Source organism: Cognatundibacterium curvum (assembly GCF_014284235.1).
Taxonomy (GTDB): domain Bacteria; phylum Pseudomonadota; class Gammaproteobacteria; order Burkholderiales; family Burkholderiaceae_D; genus Undibacterium; species Undibacterium curvum.
The window spans coordinates 188,982-213,685 of the sequence record NZ_JACOGD010000001.1; the positions used below are offsets into that span (position 1 = coordinate 188,982).

Consider the following 24,704-nt stretch of genomic DNA (forward strand, 5'->3'; position numbering starts at 1 on the left):
TCAATTTCCTGTGCGGGATGACAAATGATTCCCGCACTGATGTTTGGAGGTAAGTATGTCCGTAGCAGATATTAAAAAAAATACCGATCAAAGGATGCAGAAGTCGATAGAGACTCTCAAAGCAGATCTGGGTAAGGTGCGTACTGGTCGTGCGCACACAGGTATTCTCGATCACGTCATGGTGGACTATTATGGTTCCCCGACGAATATTACCCAGGTTGCCAATGTGACGCTGATTGATGCGCGTACCATCGGTGTGCAGCCTTGGGAAAAGAAGATGCTGAGCACGATAGAAAAAGCGATTCGTGATTCCGATCTGGGTCTGAACCCATCCAGCCAGGGCGACATGATCCGTGTACCTACGCCGCCTCTGACTGAAGAGCGTCGTAAAGAAATGGTCAAGCTGGTCAAGACCGAAGGCGAAGGCGCGAAAATTGCGATTCGTAATATCCGTCGCGATGCCAATGAATCCCTGAAAAAAATGCTCAAGGAAAAAGAGTGCTCGGAAGATGATGAGCGCCGCTCACAGGATGATATCCAGAAGCTGACAGATAAATTTGTCGCTGAAGTGGATAAACTGCTGGCAGACAAAGAAAAAGAAGTACTGACGGTATAAATCTGCCTTTGCATGTCAAAGCGTAATTTGTACTTGTCGATGTAAACCGGAATCGTGACGGATTGGCCTGATTTTCCAGCCTAGCTCTGAAAACAGGCCAATCCGTCACTTTTCTTTTTGTGCGTCTTATTTTCCCGTGCTGCAGATCGATGTTGTGCCTGATCGCAGCGATGCATGCTAACGAAGATCACTATGTTAAAAACCCGGATTATCACTGCACTGGTCTTGTTGGCCATTTTGATTCCTACCTTATTTTTAGGTAATCCCATTTTATTTGCAGTCGTAATTTCTGCATTTTTTGCAGCTGCCATCTGGGAGTGCCAGCGCCTGTTTAAAAAACCGCTGCCGATTCCGATGAGCGTGGTCTGGACGGCTTTTTTTGCCTATATTCTGTTTCATCTGCGCGATTTTTCCACTGTGCTGCTGTTTGCCCTGTGTGTCGCATTCTGGGTGCTGCGCCTGCTGCCTTTGCTGTACAAAGGTCTCCCTAAAGATTTCGGCTATTCAAATGGCATACTGAGTACCCTGTATGGCATCGTTGTGTTCGGCTGCTTTGTCGCAATTGCGGTGTTATATCAACGCTCTGCCTTATTTTTGTTGTCGGTAATGGCGATCGTCTGGATCGCAGATATCGGCGCCTATTTCGCAGGTAAGGCTTTCGGTAAGCGCAAACTCGCTCCGACTATCTCGCCAGGTAAATCCTGGGAGGGTGCGATAGGCGGTGCGATTGCGGTGGTCGTGCTGACAGCTGCATCGACTTTTGTACCCGCATTGCAGGATACCTTTGCGACGCAATTAATGCAGGCGAAAGGCGTGCCTGTCTTTGTAGTCGTGATGTTGTTGATTTCTGCCGCCAGCGTGGTGGGTGACTTGTTTGAATCTATGCTCAAGCGCCGTGCCGGCATGAAAGATAGCAGCCAGCTCCTACCTGGTCACGGTGGCGTGCTGGATCGCGTCGATGCGCTGATTCCGGTACTGCCTTTGGTGGCGCTGATTTGCGCTTACCTGAATATTACTCACTGATTTCGTTTTATATTGCTTATTGCTTGATATGGCTACTCCTCAAAAAATTTGTGTGCTGGGCTCTACCGGTTCCATCGGTGTCTCAACCCTGGATGTCGTTGCACGTCATCCGGAACGTTATGCAGTCCATGCGCTGACCGCACATAGCCAGGTCGATAAGCTGCTGGAGCAATGCCGCGTATTTCAACCGGCGCTGGCTATCGTGGGTACAGCGGCGGCAGCAGATGCCTTGCATCAGGGTTTGCTGGCGGCCGGTTTAAGCGGCATACAGGTTGAATTCGGGCCGGAAGCCTTATGCCGTGCGGCCTCAGCACCTGAAGTGGATATGGTGATGGCGGCCATCGTCGGTGCTGCTGGCTTGCCGCCATCGCTGGCAGCGGCGCGCGCAGGGAAGAAGGTTTTACTCGCCAATAAAGAGGCGCTGGTCATGTCCGGCCAGCTGTTTATGGATGCGATTGCGCAGTCCGGTGCCAGCCTGCTGCCTATAGACAGTGAGCACAATGCGATTTTTCAATGCTTGCCGCGCCAGTATCAGGGCAATATGCAGCAACATGGCGTACGTAAAATTGTATTGACGGCGTCTGGCGGTCCTTTCCTGCATCGTGCCGTCGAGACCCTGAACGACGTGACGCCGGAACAGGCGGTGGCGCATCCTAACTGGGTCATGGGACGCAAGATCTCGGTTGATTCCGCGACTATGATGAATAAGGGCCTGGAGGTGATTGAGGCACACTGGCTGTTTAATGCACCGGCTGAAGATATTGAGGTGGTGATCCATCCGCAAAGCGTGATCCATTCCATGGTGTCTTACAACGATGGCTCAGTGCTGGCGCAAATGGGGAATCCTGATATGCGCACGCCGATTGCTTACGGTCTTGCCTATCCTGAGCGTATCGACTCTGGCGTAGCGCCGCTGGATCTGGTGAAGGTCGCGAAGCTGCATTTTGAACAAGCGGATTTCCAGCGTTTCCCTTGCCTGGCACTCGCGTATCAGGCCTTGCGTGCTGGCGGCTCTGCACCCGCAGTGCTGAATGCAGCCAATGAAATTGCCGTGCAAGCCTTCCTCGATAAGAAAACCGGCTTCCGCGATATCGACCGGATCATCGCTAAAACCATGGATGCGATAGAAGTCAGTCAGTGTCAGGATCTGGCGGCGATTCTTGAGGTGGATGCGAAAGCGCGCCAGTTTGCCGCTGGGTTGGTGAACTGATGATTTTTTCTCAAAATGCGCTGGCATTTCTGATCACCATAGGTTGCCTGGTGACCTTTCATGAGCTGGGGCACTATCTGGCCGCACGTCTGTGTGGTGTGAAGGTCTTGCGGTTCTCGTTTGGCTTCGGACGCGTGCTGTTCTCGCGCCGTTTTGGCCCGGATCAGACCGAGTGGGCAATTTCCATGATACCGCTAGGTGGTTATGTGAGTATGCTCGATAGCAGTAATCCGGACGAGTCGCAGGCTGGCGCATCGGAGCAAGACAGTCAGCGGGATTATTCCCGTCAGCCGGTCTGGAAGCGCATGATTATCGCTGCAGCAGGTCCGGCAGCGAACTTTGTGTTGGCACTGTTGCTGTATTTTGGTTTGTTTGTACATGGTACGCCAGAGCCACAAGCACATCTGCGTATCGCGAATGCAGGCTCGATTGCAGCGCAATCGGGTTTGCGCCATGCAGATCAGGTGCTCGCGATTAATGGCAAAGCCGTGCAGAGCTGGAATGACGTGCACTGGCTGATTTTGCAGGCTGCCGTTGCAAAACAAGATGCGAGCGTTGAGGTGCAGCGTGTTGAAGCTGGTGGCGCCACAGCGCGTTACCGTCTGCATCTGCCTTTGTATTCACTGAAAGCGGACGACCTGGAGCAGGATTTTCTGGCTAAATTGGGTATGGCGGTGGCAAGGCCGCCAGCCATATTGACTCAGGTGCTCAATGATGGTCCGGGTTTTGCGGCGGGCTTGAAGGAGGGGGACCGCATCCTCAGTGTGAATGGGCGGCCTTTGCTGGATGGTGTCGATTTTGTTGAGCGTGTTAACCAAAGCCCGGATCAGGCGCTGCAGCTGAGCGTCTTGCGTGAGCAGACTGTATTGACGCTGAGTGCGACACCAGTGGCCGACGAAGTGAATGGTCGTCGTATCGGGCGCCTGAAAGTGCAGTTGAATCTTGCGCCAGAAATGAAGGAAATCAGTTTGCCTGTGCTAGCAGCGATTCCTAAGAGCCTGGAAAAAACCTTCGATACGGCCTGGCTGAACTTAAAAATGATAGGCAAGCTGCTCACCGGACAGGCCTCGCTCAGTAATGTGACTGGGCCGATTACGATTGCTGATTACGCGGGACAGACCGCACGTATCAGCATAGTGACCTATATTTCGTTCCTGGCGGCGGTAAGTATCAGTCTGGGTGTGATGAATTTACTGCCTGTACCGATGCTGGACGGTGGTCATTTGTTGTATTATTCGCTGGAACTTATCAGAGGTAAGCCTTTATCTGTGCGCGCAGTCGAAATTTCCAAGACGATTGGTATCGCTTTGCTGGGCGCGATGATGGCATTAGCTTTTTTTAATGATTTTCGGCGACTTGGTGGCATAATAGCCCGCCTGATATAAGTGATGTGTCCTGGATAGCAATATTGAGAGTATTAAGGGCTGAAGTGACTGAAGCATTTGCTGGCTGAATTCCTGACCAGAATGGATGAAATCGGTTTTACCTGAGTCCTAGTATTGAAAGAACTTTATACCCAATGAAATTACATATAGAGCATTTTACTTTGCCACATTTTCGTCGTCGTTCACTGGCTCTCGCAGCCTTAGCACTTTGCTCCGGTAGTGCATTCGCCATCCAGCCATTCACCGTCAAGGACATCCGGGTTGAAGGCTTGCAAAGAACAGAGGCAGGAACTGTTTTCAGTTATCTGCCAGTCAAAGTCGGTGATGTATTTGATGATGCCAAGAGCACCACGGCAATCAAGTCTTTATATGCAACCGGATTTTTCAAAGACATCCAGATCGAAGAGCAGGATGGGGTGCTGGTTGTTTTGCTGGAAGAGCGTCCTACCATTGCCGGTGTAGAGTTCACCGGTACTAAGGAATTTGAAAAAGACGCATTGGTTAAAGCGCTTAAGGATATCGGCATCGGTGAATCCCGGATTTTCGATAAAGCGACTGTGGACCGCGCCGAGCAGGAATTGAAACGCCAATACTTGTCTAAAGGCTTGTATGGCATGCAAATCACGACCACCATTACACCTATTGAACGTAACCGTGTGCGTGTAACGTTTGCGGTGGATGAGGGTGAGATCGCGCGTATTGCGGAAATTAAAATCACCGGCAATAAAGCATTTTCCGATGGTGAATTACGCGATCTGATGGCCTTGAACACGCCTACCTGGTTCTCCTGGTACACCAAGGCTGATCAGTATTCCAAGCAAAAACTGTCCGGTGATATTGAGAGCCTGATTTCCTTCTACCAGAACCGTGGTTATCTGGAAATGCAGATTTTATCCACCCAGATTTCTATCAGTCCGGATAAAAAGAATATCTATATAGCGATCAATCTGACCGAAGGCGACAAATACACAGTCTCTGATGTGAAGCTGGAAGGCGATATGTTTGGCCGCGAAGAAGAGCTGAAATCCCTGATGTTGCTCAATAAAGGCAATGTCTACAATGCGGCGCGCCTGACTGAGAGCACGAAGCGTATTTCGGAACGCATGGGGAATTTTGGTTATGCGTTTGCGAACGTGAATGCGATTCCGCAGCTGGATAAAGAGAAAAAAGAAGTGGCGTTCAATATTGCTGTCGATGCCGGCAAGCGCGTGTATGTGCGCCGTATCAACCTGGCGGGTAATACCCGTACCAGGGATGAAGTCATACGCCGTGAATTCCGCCAGTTTGAAAGCAGCTGGTACGATGGTGCCAAGATTAAAGCTTCACGTGACCGCGTTGAACGCCTTGGCTACTTTGAAGATGTGAAACTGGAAACGCCGGAAGTGGCGACCAGCGCCGATCAGGTTGATATCAATCTGAGCATTAAAGAAAAACCGACCGGTAACCTGATGTTCGGTGCCGGTTACTCCAGTGCGGAACGCCTGACCTTATCCGGTTCGGTCAGCCAGGCGAATGCCTTTGGTAGCGGTGATACGATAGGTCTGGAAATTAATACCAGCCGCCAGAACCGCACTATTGTGCTGGCACATACCGACCCTTACTTCACCGATGATGGTATTAGCCGCAGTGTCGATGGCTTCCTGCGTACCACTAATCCTATTCTGGGTTCTTATTCTTACTATAAGATCCAGTCGGTCGGCGGTAACTTGCGTTTCGGTGTGCCTTTCTCTGAAGTTGATACCGTATTCTTTGGTATTGGCGTAGAGCGTACTAAAGTGCAGACTGACTACACCAGTCCTGGTCTGTATAAGACCTATGTTGCGAACTTTGGTGATGGCGGTAAAGACATCACGGATCAGACAACGTACGGTATTGGTACCGCGACCACCAGTTCTTATCCGCTGACTGTGGCCTGGCAGCGCGATAGCCGTGACAGTGTATTGACGCCGACGATTGGTCGCTACCAGCGTGCCAATCTGGAATTGGCAGCCCTTGGTAACTACCGCTATTATCGTGCGATTTATCAGGCGCAGTACTTCCAGCCAATCTATCGTTCCGTCACGCTGGCACTGAACGGTGAATTCGATTATGGTCATGGTTTGGGTGGCAATCCTTACCCGGTATTTAAAAACTTCTATGCCGGTGGTATCGGTTCGGTACGTGGTTACGAGCCTTCATCGCTGGGTACCAAGACCCCGCAGGGCGATTCCCAAGGGGGTGCTAAACGGGTCTTAGGTAATGTAGAATTGCAGGTGCCATTCCCGGGCGCTGACAAGTCCTTGCGCTGGTTTACCTTCCTGGATGCAGGCCAGGTATTTGACGAAGGTCAACGTATACGTTACAGCGACTTACGTTTAGGCGCAGGTATCGGTATAAGCTGGATATCGCCGGTTGGTCCTTTGAAACTGAGCTTTGGCCGCGCGCTGAATGCGAAGGAAGGCGATAAGAAGCAGGGCTTCCAGTTCCAGATGGGTACCGGGTTCTGATTTGCGTGGCTATGTTTGCTTTATGTGTTTGCTGTGCTTAGTGTTATGGAGATTATTTTGAGTCAACTGATTACACCGTCCAAATTGTTCCAACGCTTGATGATTTGTGCGGCTTGCTTGGTGAGCGTCTCTCAAGTGCATGCACAGGATTCTAAAGTTGCTATTTTTGATTCGCAGCGCGTGATTCGTGAATCTGCGCCTGCGAAAGCAGCAGAAATTAAGATAGAACAGGAATTTTCCAAACGCAGTAAAGATCTGCAGGATATGGCAAACAAATTCCGTATCCTGGCAGAGAAGTTTGATAAAGACGCGCCGGTATTGGGGGAGTCTGACCGTATCAAGCGTCAGCGTGAACTGGCTGACCTGGATCAGGATATTAAGCGCAAGCAACGTGTGTTCAGCGAAGATCTGAATCAACGTAAAAACGAAGAAATTGCGGCCTTGCTGGAGCGTGCATCCAAGATCGTGAAGCAGATCGCTGAAGCTGAAAAATACGATCTGGTATTGCAGGACGCGGTGTACCACAATCCACGTATTGACATCACCGACAAGGTTCTTAAAGCACTCACTAAATAATCATGACCACCAAAAGCATTCGGCTGGGAGAATTGGTCGATCGCTTCGGTGGTCAATTGATAGGCTCTCCTGATTTGAGCGTGACTGGTATTGCTCCTTTGAGTGATGCCGATGCCAGTCAGCTCACATTTCTCTCCAATTCAAAATTAAAACAGCAGGCGGCCAGCACGAAAGCGGCTGCGCTGATCGTGACTGAAGCTGACTATGAACATGTTCGCAGCAGTTATCAGGGCGCCTGCATCGTGTTTGCCAATCCCTACGTTTATTTTGCGCGTACTGCACAGTTGTTTGCGGAGCTCAATAAGATCCCTGCTGTGACTGGCATACATCCGACAGCCTGGGTCAGCCCGGCGGCGGTAGTCCACGAGACTGCCAGCATCGGTCCGCATGTGAGCATAGAAGCAGAAGCTGTGATTGGTGAACACGCAGTGCTGGAAGCCGGTGTGGTGATAGGTCGTGGTGTGGAAATCGGCGCGCACACGCTGATACATGCCAATGCAACGGTGTACGACTATTGCGTCATCGGCACGCAAGGCATCATCCATTCGGGCGCGGTAATCGGTGCCGATGGATTTGGTTTTGCCAATGAAAAAGGGCGCTGGATTAAGATACCGCAAACCGGTCGCGTGGTGATCGGTAACGACGTGGAAATCGGTGCTAACACCAGCATAGACCGTGGGGCTTTGGCTGATACTATCATTGAAGATGGTGTGAAGCTGGATAATCAGATTCAAATTGGACATAACTGCCATATAGGAGCGCATACAGCGATGGCAGGATGTGTCGGCGTTGCCGGTAGTGCAAAAATCGGCAAACACTGTACATTTGGCGGCGCAGCGATGGTGCTTGGGCATCTGACCATCGTCGACAATGTACATATTTCGTCCGGTAGTATGGTTTCGCGCTCGATCTTGGAGCCGGGGCAATACACTGGTTTTTACCCTTTAGCGAAAAATGCGGATTGGGAAAAGAGTGCGGTCATCGTGCGTAATCTTCCTTCCATGCGTGAAAAAGTTCGCGAATTAGAAAAAACAATTAAAGTTTTAGCAGACAAATCATGAATTCTCTCGACATTAACCAGATCAAAGAATATTTACCTCACCGCTACCCGATGTTACTGGTAGATCGCGTATTGGATTGGGAAAGCGGTAAGCGTATCACTGCGATTAAAAATGTCACGGCGAATGAAGAATTTTTTAACGGGCATTTCCCGAACAAGCCTGTCATGCCTGGCGTGCTGATGATAGAGGCGATGGCGCAAACCGCCGCGATATTGTCCTTCCTGACCATGGGTAAAAAACCGGATGAAAAAACCCTGGTGTATTTCCTGGGTATTGATGGTGCGCGTTTTAAACGTCCGGTTGAACCTGGCGATCAGTTAAAAATGGAAGTGGAAATCACCAAAGTGGCACGCGGTATCTGGAAATATCAGGCCCGCGCAACGGTAGATGGTCAGTTGGCAGTAGAAGGCGAACTGATGTGCACCATGCGTTCCACCGACGACTCAGCGGAGAAGTAATGTCTATTCATCCCACAGCACTGATTGATCCGAACGCCCAGCTCGACAGTACTGTAGAGGTGGGGCCGTATTCCATCATAGGTCCGCATGTCAAGATTGGTGCCAGAACCAAGATAGGCCCGCATGTCGTGATCGATGGGCATACCACCATAGGCAGTGATAATCACTTCCATGCGTATTCATCCATTGGTGGTCCACCGCAGGATAAAAAGTATGGCGGTGAAGTCACTTATCTGGAAATCGGTGACCGTAATCTGATCCGTGAATTCTGTACCTTCAATTGCGGTACAGTTCAGGACAAAGGAATTACCCGTATCGGCAGTGATAACTGGTTCCTCGCTTATGTGCATATTGCGCATGATTGCGTGGTCGGAAATCACACCATATTTTCCAATAATGCTGCATTGGCGGGTCATGTGCATGTCGGTGACTGGGTGATTATGAGCGGCTTTTCAGCGGTTCATCAGTTCTGTCAGATTGGTGCCCATGCTTTTGTCGGCATGAATACCAGCCTGACGCAGGACGTGCCACCGTTCGTGTTGTTATCGGGTAATCCGGCGCAGGCACACGGTGTCAATCTGGAAGGCTTGAAACGCCGTGGCTACACACGCGAGCAATTGAATGCGATCCGCCATGCATACAAGCTGATTTACAAATCCGGTTTGACGCTGGACGAAGCCAAGCAAAGTCTGGATGCCTATGTGGCTGAACTGAGTGCAGAGGCGCAGCTGCCTGTACAGCAAATGCGCAGCTTCCTCGATGTGTCCACGCGCGGCATCGTGCGCTGAAACAGGATAGTGTTGTGACTCGTCCTATCATTTCTATGGTCGCCGGTGAGACTTCCGGCGATATGCTGGCGGCCCGCATGTTGTCCGGTTTGCGCCCCAGATTGCCTGATTCGCTGATGCATGGCATAGGCGGCCCACGGATGGCGGAACATGGCTTTGTCAATGACTGGCCTATGGATAAGCTGTCGGTACGCGGTTTGTTTGAAGTGCTTGCGCATTACCGCGAAATCAGCGGCATTCGCAAACAATTGAAACAGCGCTTGCTGGATGAGCGGCCAGATGTATTTATCGGGGTCGATGCGCCAGACTTCAATCTGGATCTGGAAATTCAGCTCAAGCAGGCTGGTATCCCGACCATGCATTACATCAGCCCTTCCATCTGGGCCTGGCGTGCTGGCCGCATCAAAAAAATCGCGGAAGCCGTTTCACACATGCTGGTGGTCTTCCCGTTTGAAGAGCAGGTTTATCAGCAAGCCGGTATCCCTGTGACTTATGTTGGCCATCCGCTGGCACAAGTCATCCCTGTTGATATCGACACTGCGGCTGCTCGGGATGAACTGGGGCTGGACCCGCGCTTCAAAGTGGTCGCGATTTTACCAGGCAGCCGTATTTCAGAAATTAAATACAATACTGAAGCCTTTATCCGTGCCGCTAAAATTCTGACCGACCGCGATCCGAATTTGCAGATCGTGGTGCCGATGGCAGGTAATAAGCAAAGAGCGTATTACATCAAGCTGGTGGTGGCCGCAGGTCTGGAAGGCGTGCCGGTTTTGCTGGTGGATGGACGTTCGCACACCGTGATGGCTGCAGCGGATGCAGTGCTGGTCGCATCGGGAACCGCCTCGCTGGAAGTAGCTTTGTACAAAAAGCCTATGGTGATTGCCTATAAGATGATGGAAGCTTCCTGGCAGATTTTGCGTCATATGGGCTATCAACCCTGGATAGGTTTGCCGAATATTCTGGAAAAAGAATTTGTGGTACCGGAATTCCTGCAATCTGCGGCTACACCACAGGCATTGGCAGAGGCGATCTGGCAGCAATTGAATGACGATGCCTTGCAGCAGCGCCTCAAACAACGCTTCACGGATATGCATCACAGTCTGTTGCGCGATACCGCCAATCTCTCAGCGCAGGCAGTGCAGGATGTGATTCAGGCACACAAATAAGCCACACAAATCAGCCGTACCAATCAGTCTTAAGATGCCGCGCACTACGCGGCATTTTTTTGGGCTGCCCCCAAACAGCTACAGCGCCATCTTGTGCCTTAACGTACACTAGGGTCTGTTGACTTAAATACCGTTTTTTTTTGATTATCCATGTACATCGATTCACATTGCCATATCAATTTTCCTGAGCTTGCCGCTAAACTGCCTGAGCTGATGCAGAACATGCAAAACAACGGGGTCACCCATGCCTTATGTGTGTCGGTGGATTTGCCGGACTTCCCGCAAGTATTGGCCTTGGCTGAGCAGTATCCGCATATCTACGCCTCAGTCGGTGTGCATCCGGATTATGAAGACACGCCTGAGCCCAGTGCACAGCAGTTAGTGGAGCTGGCCCAGCATCCTAAAATCATCGCCATCGGCGAAACCGGCCTTGATTACTTCCGCTTGCAAGGCGATCTGGAATGGCAGCGTGAGCGCTTCCGTCAGCATATACGCGCCTCTCGCCTGAGCCGTAAGCCGCTGATTATCCATACCAGAGCGGCGTCAGCAGACACGATACGGATTATGCGAGAAGAGGGCGCCGGTACCGATCAGGGCGGCGTGGCAGGCGTCATGCATTGCTTTACTGAGTCGCTGGAAGTCGCGCAGGCGGCGGTGGAAATGGGCTTTTATATTTCTTTTTCCGGCATCCTTAGCTTTAAAAGCGCTAAAGACTTGCAGGCAGTCGCCAAAGCCTTGCCGCTGGATCGCATACTGATCGAAACTGATTCGCCGTATCTGGCACCGGTACCTTTCCGTGGCAAGATGAATGAGCCAGCCTATGTCAAACACGTGGGTGAGTTTTTAGCGGATTTGCGCGGCATTTCCGTGCTCGAGGTACAGCAAGCCACCACCGAGAATTTTTTCCGTCTGTTTCAATTTGCCAGGGAAGCTTAACGCATGCTGACACTGCCGTCTGTACGCACACTGTGCGCTGCTGCATTGCTGACCGCTACACTGGCTGTGCAGGCGGCAGAGATCGATGATTTATTTTTTGCCGTCAGATTTAATGATGTGGGAACCATGCAAGACTTATTTCGCAAGGGTCAGGATCTGAATGCGAAAGAGCAGCATCGTGGCGAAAGTCTGCTGATGATGGCAATCCGCGAAAAATCGCTCAAGGTGGTGGACGCACTCATCAATACGCCGGGCATACAGCTGGAAGCCCATGCCAATAACGGCGACACCGCACTGATGATGGCCAGCTATCTGGGACAGACCGAAGTCGCGCAAAAGCTGATTGCCAAAGGCGCTGAAGTCAATCAGCCTGGCTGGACGGCATTGCACTATGCTGCAGCCAGCGGTAAGACCGAGCTGGTGGCTTTGCTGTTAGAGCACCATGCGTACATCGATACCGAATCGCCCAATAAAACCACGCCCTTGATGATGGCGGTACAGTTTGGCAAAAAAGCAGTTGTTAAATTATTGCTGGAAGAGGGCGCGGATGCCAGTTTAAAAAACGCAGCTGGTCAGACTGCCCGGGATTTTGCCAAAGCCAACCGGCGTGACGATATCCTGGAAATTTTTGCGGAATTCGCCAGTCAGCAAAAGAAATAGACAGAAGAAACAAGCAGAAGATATAAGCAGTTCAGCACGCTGCCTGACTGCGTCCGCATATCTGCCTGCTTAGCATCACAGCCTCTGCGGGGGAGGCCGCTTTTACAATCAGCAAGCGCTATACCGGGATAGCGTCATCCCTGCGCAGGCAGGGATCCAGCGTCTTTCTGTCTCGTACCATAGCCAGCATAGACAACTGTGCGATTGCTGCCATCCGCCTTCCTGTCACCGCAAATCCGACAGCGACGCTGATACAAAAAAATACGTTCATTCCTTGCATTTTGCGTCGCAACATATTGCTTCTGTTTTTGCTCCCGTGTTACATTGCGGACTTCATCATTTCGGAGCTCATTCTGTGGATAGTTATAGTTGTCGCTGCTGCGACTTCACCATGGCAATGTAAGCAGTCCTAACGCTGCTACCTTGCCATCAGGCGGGTAGTGGATCTGCGCTCAGGCGCGCCTTCTCTCACCCACAATTTCAATTGATTTCACGTCGTCACGCTGACCTCTCAAGGCTGCGTTTCTCGGCGTACGTGCAAATTTGTATGGCTTCAGATACTTGATCTGAGGCCGGGGAGTACGCATGTTTTTCTACATCCTAAGCTGTCGCCTCAATGGAGGCGCCTGTGTTTAATCTGTTTTCTCTGCGATCCGGATCGGATAGCGCAGCGCAACGCGGGCCCAATAAATGGGACTGGATTTTATTGCCGGTTTTTCTGGCATTGCTGGGTTTGCTGACCTTTGCTGCGCTGCAAATGAGCCGGCCATTTGCGGTCGGGGATGTGCTGCCAGTATCGCTCGATCCCTGGTATCTGCCGTATTACCTGCTGCGCACTATCTTGCGCATGTTCACGGCGCTGACTTTTTCTCTGCTGTTCAGTCTGATTTTTGCCGCAATAGCAGCAAAATATCTGACCGCTGAAAAAGTCATGATACCGGCGCTGGATATCCTGCAATCGGTACCTATCCTGGGTTTTCAGGCGATTGCGATTGCGCCGTTCATCGCCTTCTTCCCGGGTAATTTGCTCGGTGTGGAGTGTGCAGCGATTTTCGCGATCTTCACCTCGCAAGCCTGGAATATGGCTTTCAGCCTGTATCAATCCATGCGCACCATACCGCCTGAATTACAGGAAGCCGCCAGCGTATTCCGGCTCTCGCCCTGGCAGCGTTTCTGGCGTCTGGATTTGCCATTCGCGATACCGGGTTTGTTATGGAATATGATGATGTCCATGTCTGGCGGCTGGTTCTTCCTGGTCGCAGCAGAAGCGATTTCTGTGGCTGGACAAGACATACGCTTACCCGGCATAGGTTCGTATATCGCCGTCGCGATTGATGCGCGTGATGGCACTGCTATCGTCTGGGCCATCCTGGCGATGATGACAGGCATCCTGGTCTACGATCAGTTATTTTTCCGGCCTTTGCTGGCCTGGGCCGATAAATTCCGCTTTGAAGAAAACCCTGGTGAAATTCCTCCTGATTCCTGGGTCTTGCGCTGGATGCGTAACAGCCATTGGGTCAGGCGTCTGAGCATGGCGATGTGGCGCAGGCTGGCGGTGATGATAGGCTGGTTCCGCCTGCAGCCAGATACCGTGCCACGGCCTAAACGGCGCATCATGCAGTTGCCCTGGTTGGCCAGAGCCTTTGATATCGCGCTGGTTTGCGCCATGCTGGTCGCAACGCTGCAATTGCTGCAGTTCATACATAGTGTGGTCGGTTGGCGCGAAGTCGCCCATGTGGTCGGTTTAGGCGCACTGACGCTGTTGCGTGTAATGCTGCTGATTGCCATTGCCTCGCTGTTCTGGGTGCCGGTCGCTATCTGGATAGGCTTGCGGCCTAAGTATTCTCAAGGGGTGCAGGCGATTGCCCAATTTCTCGCCGCATTTCCGGTCAATCTGATGTTCCCGCTGGTGGTATTGGTGATGGTGAAGCTGGATTTAACGCCGAATATCTGGCTCAGTCCGCTGATGGTATTTGGTACCCAGTGGTACATCCTGTTTAACGTGATTGCCGGTGCCGCTGCGATTCCAAATGAGTTAAGGCTGGCTGCGGATAATCTGGGTCTCAAAGGCTGGCTCAAGTGGAAACGGGTGTATTTACCCGCTGTATTTCCCAGCTATATCACCGGTGCGATTACGGCCAGCGGCGGTTCCTGGAATGCGAGTATCGTGGCTGAATACGTGACCTGGGGCGATACCACGCTGATGGCTGATGGGCTGGGCAGCTATATCAAGCAAATGACGGAAGCGGGCGATTTTCATCGTATTGCGCTCGGCATCGGTGTGATGTGCGTATTTGTGATGCTGCTGAATCGCTTTTTCTGGCGCAAATTATATGTGCTGGCCGATCAGCACCTGCGCTAAAGCACAGCGACAACAGCGCATAGACCAAGCAAACTATCGCCAGCGGCAAGGCCCGGCGATGAATACCGACGAACAAATAAACATACAGACCGGCAGTGGCTGCAAGAGGCAGGCACTGCACAAGGAGTAAGTCATGATGCAAAAAAATTTACTGGATTTACAGCGTGTCGCAAAATCTTTCACTGCCTCAGACGGGCAGGCCAGAGTGATCCTGGATAAAGTCGATTTTCAGTTAAAAGAAGGTGAAATCGTCGCCTTGTTAGGGAAGTCTGGTTCCGGCAAATCCACCTTATTGCGGATTATGGCAGGCCTGATCAGTGCCGATCATGGCGAGGTCAAATACCGCGAACGTGAAATCAATCAGCCGGTCTCCGGCATCGCAATGGTGTTTCAATCCTTCGCGTTATTCCCCTGGCTGACGGTACAACAGAATGTAGAACTGGGTCTGGAGGCGCAGGGCATGCCGCAGGCTGAACGTACCGTACGTGCCGATGCGGTGCTGGAATTGATCGGCTTGTCCGGCTTTGGTGGTGCTTTGCCACGCGAACTGTCGGGCGGCATGAAACAGCGCGTCGGCATTGCGCGTGCGCTGGTCACCAATCCCGATATTTTGTTGATGGATGAGGCTTTCTCCGCACTCGATGTGCTGACCGGTGAGACCCTGCGCAATGATATGCTGGAATTGTGGGAGCAGAAAAAAATCCCGACCAAGGGCATCCTGATCGTCTCGCATAATATCGAAGAAGCCGTCATGATGGCCGACCGCATCGTATTGCTGACCAGCGATCCTGGCACCGTACGTTGTGAAATTCCGGTCGATCTGCCGCGTCCGCGTGATCCGGATTCGCTGGAAGTCAGGGCGCTGATCGATGAGGTCTATGGCCTGATGACCATGCGCGCACAAAGCGACAGCCATCCTGAATCGGCAGCGCGTCATCTGGGTTACCGCTTACCGGAAACCACCATCAGCCGCATCGAAGGCATCCTCGATATGCTGGCCGAAGCACCTTTCCTGGGTCGTGCTGATTTGCCGGAACTGGCGGAAGAAGCTGAATTGTCAGACGAGGATTTATTCCCGACTTACGAGGCGCTGAGCATGCTGGGTCTGGCCAGTCTGGAAAAAGGCGACATATTGCTGACCGCATTGGGCCAGCAATATGTACACGCAGAGCAATCGCTGAAGCAGGACATCTTTGGCCAGCAATGCCTGACCCATGTACCGCTGGTCGCCCACATCCGGCGCGAACTGGAACGTGACCCCAGCGGCAGTGTGGCTGAGCAGCCGGTATTGGATCTGCTGCAGGAATTCCTCAAAGAGAAAGAAGCCAAACGCGTACTCGAAGTCGCCATCGAATGGGGCCGCTACGGTGAAGTCTACGAATACGACTACCACACCGGCCGCCTGACTTTGCCGGGCAGCGCAGAGGATTAATCTCACCAATACCAGCGTCAGGCCGCGCTTCAGTGCAATGGACTTTGCACAGAAGCCTGGCCTCAAACGGCATGACAGGGCGCATCGCGATGCGCCCTGTCTGAGTCCATTACTGCAGCACTGATATTTTTAATCAATATTATTGGTAGATAAAAAATATGTCGAATGTATGCAAATCGATCATCATTTTTATTTTTGTCACGTTCTATTTTGCGGCAACGTCTAATGCGCAAGTCACATCGTCAAAAATAACTAAAGTGGAAGATGCTAATTCAGTTCAAGTCACACAAAGCGTGGAGGTAGCTGAGAATTCGATCATCGTAACCATTCATTATGAAAATGTCTCGAATGAACCTATTTTGATTATGGAGGGGGTATGGGGTATTGCAGTGAGAGGAAGGCCTAAGCAGATCTATTCGTTGGCTGAGCCGGAATTCGTGGTCAAAGTCGATGGAGTACAATTGGATTATATCGGCCCGATGGTGAAACGATACGCGTTCACGAAAGCCCTTTTTGTCATGTTTCAACCAAAGGAACAAAGTACGGTTTTTTTACAAATTGCTGATAGCTTCAGATTTTTATCCGGCAAGCATGAATACGAAATTGTGCACCACCACCTTCAATTCAATGACATCACTGATCGAATTAATGTAGTTCAATCTGCGCCGGTCAAGTTTATCTATGATTCGAGAAAATTGAATTAAAAGATTTTTATTTGTGAACGAGGCAAGTTGCAATTTTGAGGAAAAGCGGTAAGGCACAAGCCCTCGCAGGGCGCATCGTGATGCGCAGCATAGAATGTGGTGAAGACCATGCCAAATGTTAAACATTAAATGTAAACACTGAGGTAGCTGCATGAAATTTTTAAAAACCATACTGCTGTCGGTAAGCCTGATTTTTGCCTCGTCAGTAAATGCTGAAAACATAGACAGGGTTGTCGAAATTAATAAGCTCTATCAGGTTGATCAAAAAACTCGTTCGCTATTTAAACGAGGCGATGTCTATGATAGGGCGACCGAGTTAAAGTCAGATGCCGCCAATCGGATACGCCTGTTTGAGATGATGGTAGACGATTTGCCTTGGACTGCATTGGAATTTACTTTGGCGTCGCGTATTTTTCAACATACAAATACTGGCTCAGAATCTGAAGAAAATGAGAGTTGGCGCTCCCAGGAAAACCACTTGATCGGATTTTTCTTATCACGCAAGGCGGTCAGACTTGGTTCGTTGAATGAGACAGGAAGTATGGTTGATCGTGTCAACAGGTATCTCAAAGCCAGTGGAATATCTAAAGAATATGGATTGGAATTAGTTTCAAGAGCACCTATTAAGGTTTGCCCGATTAATCCTGCGATAACTGACGAACAAAGGCTAGATGCAGGACTCCCGCTGAGACTCAATGAAATCATGAAAGAATTTTGTCATTGATTTGTGAAATACTGACGAGGAGGCTGTATGACACAATCCTCCGTAGGACATATCGTGATACCCCGCATGGAATCGCTTAAGCCGAAACTGGCAACCTCTCATCCGGCGTGATTGCAGCCTTGATGCGATCATTTGGAAGATGAGACTTTCTGTGCACGCACTTGAAGATACTAACTTTCCTATGCACGCGGTCAGGGCTTATCAGCTTATTGGTAATACTTATTTTTAAGAGAACATCGAACAGGCTTTGCGGTACCATGAAATGGCTGAGCCAGTTGAGGTGAGCACGTTGAGACCCTGTCAAGCACAAGCCAATTTATTCTCGAGTGGATCAATGACTACGAACGGGCAATTCCCGGATGCGATGAAATGATTTTGATGGCAATCTCATCACCATTCGAAAAAACGCAAGACGATCACGATAGCGACGATGACATATTAAAAGCCGAAGAACTTAAGCGATTTTGTGAGGAGCAAAACGCTGGAGAGCAAAGGCGACGACCTGGAGTTTGCGTCGTGTGCGACCATCTGTTTTTTTTTCGTGTAGCTTCTACGTTTTCAGTTCACGCCATTATTGCGCTGTCTCGCGACAAATTTTCGGGCACTGATCACTCATTGATTTCTCAAAACTGGTCAAGGGCTTAGACTCCCCACTCTTACTGATTTTCCTGGCTTAAGCGAGATAAACCAAATGAGTATACTTGTCGCCTTTCTTCACCACCTGGCTGCCTTTACACTGGTCAGTGCCTTGCTTGCAGAAGCAGTATTCATCGCCCAGCCCATCACCATGTCTTCCGCCAGATCGCTGCGCTTTCTGGATGCCCTTTATGGAATGAGTGCCACACTCATATTGGTAATAGGTGTACTACGCGTGATGTATTTTGAAAAAGGAGCTGATTATTATCTGCACAGTCATGCCTTCCTGTTCAAAATGGCGGTGTTTGCTGTTGTTGGCCTGATTTCAATTTATCCGACGGTGGTATTTCTGCGCTGGGGTAAAACCATTAAACAAAATAGAATCCCGGCGCTCAGCGGGACTGAATTAAAAAACATACGTAGAGTAATAAGGCTGGAATTGTGCGGTATCGTGCTCATCATCCTGAATGCTGTGCTGATGGCAAAAGGAACCGGCTTTTCTGGCTAGACACGTTCAACGTGGACTCCTCTTTTCGTTTTTCACTAGCCAGCCTGTCTGACATGCCCTGCGCATTATGATGTCGTTGCTGAGAAGCGGAGTTCATTTGATTGAGGTGTAATCCCGACCTGCTGCGCATCGTGATGCAAATTTTAATACTGATTTTCGCGAATCTAAGGCGTTCAGAAATGGGCATATCAAAGTTATTGAAGACGGTAAGACATTCACTCTACAGGGGACTGCGAGTTTATTTGGTGAGGATCTTGATTTCCTTAAACAGAGAGTCAACGCATCTTGGGGAGCGCCTGATCAAGTGTACACAGAGAAAGGTATCACCTATAAGATTGCACCAGTAAAGTTTATACAAGCTGAAAAATGGCAAGATGTCGAACGCACAAACGGGAGCCAATGACTTAACTGACAGTGCGCAGTTACCAAGAGTTGAACTAACTAACGATGTAACTTTACCGGATAAACAAAAGCTTACTTCTGAAAATGCTGTTTTCGAGGGGCGTGATTGGCAAATAAAAATACGCAATGATTTGCTGACCCGAGCGTCTTTATCCTCCAGGGAGGCTGAACAATTTGCGGAAACATTATTCCACGAAGTGCGCCATTCTGAGCAAACCGACGACATGCTGCGCTATAAAGAGCCAACTGGCTGGCGGTTTCCATTGAGCGATTTCAAGGATGATGTGGTTAAAATGGCCCGTGCCAATCCGCTCGACGCTCGTACCGTCGATGGTATGGCCGCCAAGGGATACTAAGAAAGCATGTATGGTCTTGGTCGCACTGAAAGGATGCAAACCTTTACTGCATTAGCAAAAGCAGAGATGTATAACTTGCCGTGGAGGAGGTAAGAATGGCTTTAGAGTTTGAAGAAAGCACACAAGATGGACAAGTCATTCAGGCTTGGCTCGACGATTCATCGAGTCCCGGTTGGACGGGCGACTGGACTAAACTCCGAATGCGTTACAGCGCTGATGGTGGAGAGACATGGCAAGACTTGTCTATGCGATTGGCACTTATTTCCAGAATTCTGACAATATGGCGTGCAAGCTCGCCTCATTGGCCTCCTACTTGGGTGACCGCAATTGGTATTGCTAACGGTGTGCCTTGGTTTGAATATAAAGATGAAATGTATGATTGGAGAACTACTTTTAAACCAGCTCTCTGGCGCGCGGAGTTTGTGCCAACACACCAGCATTGGCGAATTCGGAAATTAGTCTTGCTTAATTCTGATCACGAAGTTCCCTCTGAATTTGCCTCCTCGCACGAACAGAATCAAAAATCTTATTAATATTTGATAATACATTTGGCAATGCGTTGGGGTCTAGCCTGGCTGAGGCGAGTTCAAGCGTCGAAGAAAAGAAACCACAGAATAGTTTTAGTGAGCAAGTTAAATACAATCTGGCGCGTAATACGCTGAATGGTTTAAACTTTACCGTGCAGAAAATGGCAGCCTTAATGCAGGTGATCAAGCCGCTTATGACCGTAATGCACGCTTTTACCGAACTGTCGGGTCTGGTGACGAATCCGTGGCGTAGCAGGCACTGAATCAAACTGTACTACGACAAATCAATATGCCTGAGCTTGGTTCTCTGACCGCTGTGCCGATGCTCGGAACCAGTGGATTTGGGATGTCGCGCGGGGGTGGAAGCTGCGCTTGGTATGAATGGTTCACTTCCCGTCGTTGAAAAGCTTCCCGCGACCGTCAGGCTTACAGAAAACTTGAAGGAGCTAGGGGTGAACCTTGGCGATCATTATGGTTTACCTGAAGGGAAACTTCCTTCGACTGTGGGCGGTATTCCCGGTTCTATGTGGGGCGACTACGGTAACCGCGTGAATATATACCTCGATACAACTCGATAAAATCTGGTTGGAATTCCGTGACAAACTGGTTTAAGAGGAAATGAACATGGTGGATGACGCGCTGATATTCGATATATTGGAAAGACCTGCGATACGCTTCGGCAGGAAGCTTGCTCTGTTGGTGCCAGACGTCGGGGTCAAGGCTATAGATTTCGGTGTCTATCCTTACTGTCTTCAGAGTCTATCGCCGACCCCTTGGAAACGTGCTTGGGCGAGTCGGGGGCGGCTTTGGTATCACCTGAACAAGTCTAATTTACAATGTCAGGTGATTGATGAGTCTGATCTGCCGGTGTATAGGGACAGCGGATCAGTCTATCCCGGTACGTGGCTGATTGAAGAGCGTGACGACGGCGCTATTCTCGGTGCGAACGCGTTAGGGGGCGCGCACCCGCAGCTAGGCGTCGCCAGTAAGTCGGGTTTCCATCTCTATTACCTTCGGAACCAACGCCTGGAACTGGTCAACCTGGAACCGATTCCTTATCTGGTCTGGTCTGCGTGGCGCGAAGGTGATTTCCTTATTCTTGCAGGCATGACTCAGCGAAGTATCAGTGATTGGTCTGATCAAACCGATCCGGACGTGTCGCTTGGTCGCCCGGCATTGATACGATGCAGTTTGACGGGGGATCGCTGGGAAGAGATCAGTTTAATGGGAACACTTAGCAGCGATGCAAATATCTTAGGTCAGTGTTTTGATAAGACTGGTCTAGACCGTATCTTGCAGTTTGAAACTTGGGGAGGCAGCGCACATGTTGAGGGGCATGGTCGAATTATGCTTGCAATGTTCGCGAGAAAAAATACCTCATTCTTCGATAGCCAAGATGCGATTCCTGTTCAGCCCTTGGCAAGTGACTATTCTGCGCTGGCCTTTGTTTCTCGTGAAAGCGGTGAAGTCATTCATGTCGAGGCTTCCGCACGGTTGATCCTGACCCTGTATACGCCGCAAAAGAATCTTTTTGTCATATGCCGCAAACTTGCACAGGGAGCGCGGATAGTGGAAGGGCTGCACATTCTCGATCTAGAGTCCCATGGGCTATTGGTTCGGGAGATGCATATTGAAGGTTTGGATACACTCACCCCCTTTACAAGTCTGTCAGCGGCTTATTTTGGTGAAGAAGGTTTTTTCGGTGCCTTGGCATGCGAGGAAGACACCGTCTTCATTCATAGCCGGAACGGTGTGAATTGGACGGTATTAGAAGTCTCATCGAAGATCGATTGCTGGTTAGACTCGGATTTCAACGAAGCTGATCGGTTGCCACGTATGTAGTTAACAGCACAGATGCATTTGGCAATGCGTTGGGGTCTTCCCTGGCGGAGGCTAATTCTGGTACAAAATCCAATGATTCAACACAACCAGAAACGGTCGATGTCGATTTTGAAGAGGCCAAAGTCGGCAATAAAACCGATCCGGCATTTAAACGTAAATTGAGTACTCTGGGATCACTCTGGTCTCGTGCTAAAAATACGCAAGATATTTTAGAAAAATTCAAAGGTGACGACACTTGTTTTAATGGTGTTGTCAGTGACATCCGAGAAAAAGGCTACGATTCTGAATATGCTGCGGTGTTGGGCGTCGCACTAAAAACGGATGACAAAGACTTTCTTGCTCGTGCAGTTGCCAGTCAAAGAGATAAAGCATATGACTCGGGAATGAGTCGTGCGACGCTACTAGAAGCAGTTGCAACACACGGATTAGCTGATCTTGGATTTACTGATGTTGCCGTTGTAAATCATCTCAAGTTTGGCAATCTCACTAAAGAAACTTTAGATTTCTTCAGCGACCCGACTTCAGCCAAAGGAATAACACGTAACGCATGGGTGGGAATGTATGAAGCTGGAATAACGGATTTCCGCACATTTGAACAAGTTGGTTACGCTGCATTTGAGCGTAAAGCTGGACAAGCCGAAACGATTGCTGGTGCCGCTTGGCTTGGCGCAGATGTTTTAATGGACCCTAAAAAATACCTGAACATAATTCGAGGAGTGGGTGCTGAATTGTCGGGAATTGCGGGTGCTTCGGCGCAGCGTTTAGGTAGATTACAAAGTTTCCTTTCTGGGAAAATGGATACCTTGTATTCCAATTTAGCCCGACCAGGTTTGGATAGTACGTTTGCTCGCATTGAGCCACAGATCGCCAAGCAAGGCTTCGAAACTGGTGTTGTAGTGGATGATGCAGGGCGAGTCTTGGTAAGACGTGATGCGAAAATTGGTCAGGATTCTGCCATCATGTTTACCCAAGAAGAAAGAAATCTTATATCGGGTAATACCTTTACTCATAATCACCCGAATGGTTCGCCTTTTTCTATTGCTGATATTAGAAGTGGATTGGCTTATTAAGCAAAATCTATTAGGGCTGTAACTGATGATCTTACCTATGTGATGGAAATCGACAGATCGGCGGCAGGATTCCCACTTGAACAAATACAAGGGAATGCATCATCGTTTGTGGCAAAACAGTATGCAAAAGCACAGCAGATAACGTCGAATCAATTCGGTGCAGGTATTTTGAGAACATCTGCGGAAGTGACCACGAAAAAATTCGATATATGGTTTAAGAACGAGGTTTGGCATAATTTTGCAAAAAATACGCCAGGTATTTCGTACAAAGTTCTTCCAACTAGATAAGAGGAGTAGCTCATGAATTGGCCTGTGACGTTTGATGATGCCGTTTCAGATTTTTTAAAAAATTTGTCCGACTCTCAGAAATTATATTTGCGGACAAAAACAAATTTGGTTGATTGGGATGTAGGAGAGCATATTAATTTCATCGTAGAAGAATACGGTCTAGCAGGAGAGCAAAACATGGTTTTGTTGCGAGATATTAAAGCAGCGAATCCAGAAGGCTTGTATAACGAGCTTCTGTATAAAGATCATGCAGATGCAAGGAATGGTGCGATGTTGATTATTTATGCTGTGCAAGAAAAACTAAAACAGGAACCGTTGGGGTAATGTGCTGTCCATCAGTGACGCACGTTCATCGGCTTGGGTAACTACCTATACTTACAATGCCAATGACCAAGTCATTGAAACCAAGCTGCTAGGCTACACGGATGCAACGAATGTATCCCGCTTGCCGACAACTCGAATCGGCTACGGCGAGTCGGGTCGCCAAGGCCGTAAGGCGTAACCCGGTAAGGCGCATCAAGATGCGCCGCATGGAGGCCTGATTAATATGAAGGACGGCTAAATTCCCGCTACTCTTCTTTATTTCTAAAACTAAAAAAGCCTCATCTAATCCCTGTAGTTGCAAGGGGTAGTTGAGGCTTCTTTTTTTTGCTGCTGTCAGCGGTTAAGTAAACCTGGTCCTACGACGCCAATGGTCACGCTACGGAGATTCATGACGTCAACGGTACAGACCGGACCATACAGGTTGACACCGCAGGCCACATCCTGCGTATGCAGCAAGGATCCGACACGGTCTACAGCCTCCTCATTAACGACGAAGTGATTGGCAGCAGTAATACCAAAGATCCGGGTAAAGACAGCATCAACCAAAGCTACCAGTCCGCCATGGCACTGGGAGCAGGCACGACGAACAGCACCTATGTCATTCGTCAGGGAGACAGCTTCGCCGGCATCGCCAAAGCAGTCTGGGGAGACAGCAGCCTGTGGTACCTGATTGCAGATGCCAATCACCTGCAAGACGACAGTCTTAAAGTCGGTACCGTCTTCTTGTCATGCGCCACAAAGCCGATAGGCCGCTTCTTGGTCGCAGGTTCCGGCGGCTAACTCAATTCCCGGGTCGCTTCAAACACCTGTTTCAATTGAAGACGTGTATTGCGCTCAAAATTATCGTGCTTGACCTCAATCAAATCCGCCTTACTCTCCAATTGATCGAGCTTATGCGCCAGATCACGGTGAGCAATTCGAAAGACACCCACTCCAAAAAGCAAGAAATTACTATTTTTTCCTTTTGAATATTGTTAACCTAAGCTAAAGCCACTGTATTTTCTCCTAAAACGAAGTAGGCGGCTGATGCCTATGGCGCGTAGTCGTTATATCTCACTCGAAGTCTCGAGCTGAATTTCGTACTCAATGTTAAGTAAATGCAATAATGCTATCTACTTGATCCATTAGAGGGGGAGAGTATGCTTGTTTCGTGATACTGAGCTA

25 protein-coding genes are annotated in these 24,704 nt (G+C 49.7%); all 25 read left to right on the plus strand.

What is annotated here, in order from left to right; genetic code table 11:
- Nucleotides 1-55 precede the first annotated feature (55 nt).
- The 25 genes from frr to H8K43_RS00995 all read left to right on the plus strand — a co-directional run bounded on the left by frr (nucleotide 56) and on the right by H8K43_RS00995 (nucleotide 24,320).
- Nucleotides 56-616, plus strand: coding sequence for a ribosome recycling factor (gene frr, locus H8K43_RS00875; RefSeq protein ID WP_186902111.1), 561 nt, complete (start codon nucleotides 56-58; stop codon nucleotides 614-616).
- A 192-nt stretch (nucleotides 617-808) separates the two neighbouring features.
- Nucleotides 809-1,639: a phosphatidate cytidylyltransferase gene (locus H8K43_RS00880; RefSeq protein ID WP_186902505.1), complete on the plus strand. Its 831-nt coding sequence runs from the start codon at nucleotides 809-811 to the stop codon at nucleotides 1,637-1,639.
- A 28-nt stretch (nucleotides 1,640-1,667) separates the two neighbouring features.
- Nucleotides 1,668-2,849 carry a 1-deoxy-D-xylulose-5-phosphate reductoisomerase gene (gene ispC / locus H8K43_RS00885; RefSeq protein ID WP_186902112.1) on the plus strand — a complete coding sequence of 394 codons (1,182 nt, stop codon included), beginning with the start codon at nucleotides 1,668-1,670 and terminating at the stop codon, nucleotides 2,847-2,849.
- Entirely contained in the window at nucleotides 2,849-4,234 is a 1,386-nt protein-coding gene (gene rseP, locus H8K43_RS00890) for an RIP metalloprotease RseP (protein ID WP_186902113.1), read from the plus strand. The genes ispC and rseP overlap by 1 nt, the downstream gene beginning before the upstream one ends.
- A 134-nt stretch (nucleotides 4,235-4,368) precedes the next feature.
- Nucleotides 4,369-6,720, plus strand: coding sequence for an outer membrane protein assembly factor BamA (bamA, locus tag H8K43_RS00895; RefSeq protein ID WP_186902114.1), 2,352 nt, complete (start codon nucleotides 4,369-4,371; stop codon nucleotides 6,718-6,720).
- Nucleotides 6,721-6,765: 45 nt separating this feature from the next.
- Complete coding sequence (locus H8K43_RS00900) at nucleotides 6,766-7,296, plus strand: OmpH/Skp family outer membrane protein (protein WP_186902115.1); 531 nt, start codon at nucleotides 6,766-6,768, stop codon at nucleotides 7,294-7,296.
- Between the two features lie 2 nt (nucleotides 7,297-7,298).
- A complete protein-coding gene (gene lpxD, locus H8K43_RS00905; RefSeq protein ID WP_186902116.1) occupies nucleotides 7,299-8,357 on the plus strand; it encodes a UDP-3-O-(3-hydroxymyristoyl)glucosamine N-acyltransferase in 1,059 nt (352 codons plus the stop codon).
- Entirely contained in the window at nucleotides 8,354-8,815 is a 462-nt protein-coding gene (gene fabZ, locus H8K43_RS00910; protein WP_162018449.1) for a 3-hydroxyacyl-ACP dehydratase FabZ, read from the plus strand. The genes lpxD and fabZ overlap by 4 nt, the downstream gene beginning before the upstream one ends.
- On the plus strand, nucleotides 8,815-9,603 hold the full coding sequence (lpxA, locus tag H8K43_RS00915; RefSeq protein ID WP_186902117.1) for an acyl-ACP--UDP-N-acetylglucosamine O-acyltransferase: 789 nt from the start codon (nucleotides 8,815-8,817) through the stop codon (nucleotides 9,601-9,603). The genes fabZ and lpxA overlap by 1 nt, the downstream gene beginning before the upstream one ends.
- Before the next feature lie 14 nt (nucleotides 9,604-9,617).
- A complete protein-coding gene (gene lpxB / locus H8K43_RS00920) occupies nucleotides 9,618-10,769 on the plus strand; it encodes a lipid-A-disaccharide synthase (RefSeq protein WP_329604460.1) in 1,152 nt (383 codons plus the stop codon).
- 150 nt (nucleotides 10,770-10,919) lie between these two features.
- Nucleotides 10,920-11,705 (plus strand): TatD family hydrolase, encoded by a 786-nt coding sequence (locus tag H8K43_RS00925; RefSeq protein ID WP_186902118.1) that lies wholly within the window; start codon nucleotides 10,920-10,922, stop codon nucleotides 11,703-11,705.
- A 3-nt stretch (nucleotides 11,706-11,708) separates the two neighbouring features.
- The gene (locus H8K43_RS00930) at nucleotides 11,709-12,365 is read left to right on the plus strand and encodes an ankyrin repeat domain-containing protein (protein ID WP_230403605.1); all 657 of its coding nucleotides are present in this window, start codon (nucleotides 11,709-11,711) and stop codon (nucleotides 12,363-12,365) included.
- Nucleotides 12,366-12,993: 628 nt separating this feature from the next.
- Complete coding sequence (locus tag H8K43_RS00935; RefSeq protein ID WP_329604461.1) at nucleotides 12,994-14,727, plus strand: ABC transporter permease; 1,734 nt, start codon at nucleotides 12,994-12,996, stop codon at nucleotides 14,725-14,727.
- Nucleotides 14,728-14,860: 133 nt separating this feature from the next.
- Complete coding sequence (locus tag H8K43_RS00940; protein WP_186902120.1) at nucleotides 14,861-16,159, plus strand: ABC transporter ATP-binding protein; 1,299 nt, start codon at nucleotides 14,861-14,863, stop codon at nucleotides 16,157-16,159.
- A 158-nt stretch (nucleotides 16,160-16,317) separates the two neighbouring features.
- Nucleotides 16,318-16,863, plus strand: coding sequence for a hypothetical protein (locus tag H8K43_RS00945; protein ID WP_186902121.1), 546 nt, complete (start codon nucleotides 16,318-16,320; stop codon nucleotides 16,861-16,863).
- A 151-nt stretch (nucleotides 16,864-17,014) separates the two neighbouring features.
- Complete coding sequence (locus tag H8K43_RS00950) at nucleotides 17,015-17,587, plus strand: hypothetical protein (protein WP_186902122.1); 573 nt, start codon at nucleotides 17,015-17,017, stop codon at nucleotides 17,585-17,587.
- Between the two features lie 691 nt (nucleotides 17,588-18,278).
- Nucleotides 18,279-18,731, plus strand: coding sequence for a DUF2214 family protein (locus tag H8K43_RS00955; RefSeq protein ID WP_186902123.1), 453 nt, complete (start codon nucleotides 18,279-18,281; stop codon nucleotides 18,729-18,731).
- Between the two features lie 374 nt (nucleotides 18,732-19,105).
- A complete protein-coding gene (locus H8K43_RS00960; protein WP_186902124.1) occupies nucleotides 19,106-19,489 on the plus strand; it encodes a hypothetical protein in 384 nt (127 codons plus the stop codon).
- A gap of 95 nt (nucleotides 19,490-19,584) precedes the next feature.
- Nucleotides 19,585-20,022 (plus strand): hypothetical protein, encoded by a 438-nt coding sequence (locus H8K43_RS00965; protein ID WP_186902125.1) that lies wholly within the window; start codon nucleotides 19,585-19,587, stop codon nucleotides 20,020-20,022.
- A 26-nt stretch (nucleotides 20,023-20,048) separates the two neighbouring features.
- On the plus strand, nucleotides 20,049-20,279 hold the full coding sequence (locus tag H8K43_RS00970; RefSeq protein WP_186902126.1) for a hypothetical protein: 231 nt from the start codon (nucleotides 20,049-20,051) through the stop codon (nucleotides 20,277-20,279).
- Nucleotides 20,280-20,640: 361 nt separating this feature from the next.
- Nucleotides 20,641-21,858, plus strand: coding sequence for a hypothetical protein (locus H8K43_RS00975; protein ID WP_186902127.1), 1,218 nt, complete (start codon nucleotides 20,641-20,643; stop codon nucleotides 21,856-21,858).
- Between the two features lie 29 nt (nucleotides 21,859-21,887).
- On the plus strand, nucleotides 21,888-22,928 hold the full coding sequence (locus tag H8K43_RS00980) for a hypothetical protein (RefSeq protein ID WP_186902128.1): 1,041 nt from the start codon (nucleotides 21,888-21,890) through the stop codon (nucleotides 22,926-22,928).
- Nucleotides 22,929-22,970: 42 nt separating this feature from the next.
- Complete coding sequence (locus tag H8K43_RS00985; RefSeq protein ID WP_222610919.1) at nucleotides 22,971-23,216, plus strand: hypothetical protein; 246 nt, start codon at nucleotides 22,971-22,973, stop codon at nucleotides 23,214-23,216.
- Nucleotides 23,217-23,228: 12 nt separating this feature from the next.
- Nucleotides 23,229-23,540, plus strand: a complete 312-nt coding sequence (locus H8K43_RS00990) for a hypothetical protein (RefSeq protein ID WP_186902130.1) — start codon at nucleotides 23,229-23,231, stop codon at nucleotides 23,538-23,540.
- A gap of 447 nt (nucleotides 23,541-23,987) precedes the next feature.
- Nucleotides 23,988-24,320, plus strand: coding sequence for a LysM peptidoglycan-binding domain-containing protein (locus tag H8K43_RS00995; protein WP_186902131.1), 333 nt, complete (start codon nucleotides 23,988-23,990; stop codon nucleotides 24,318-24,320).
- The last annotated feature ends 384 nt before the right edge of the window (nucleotides 24,321-24,704 follow it).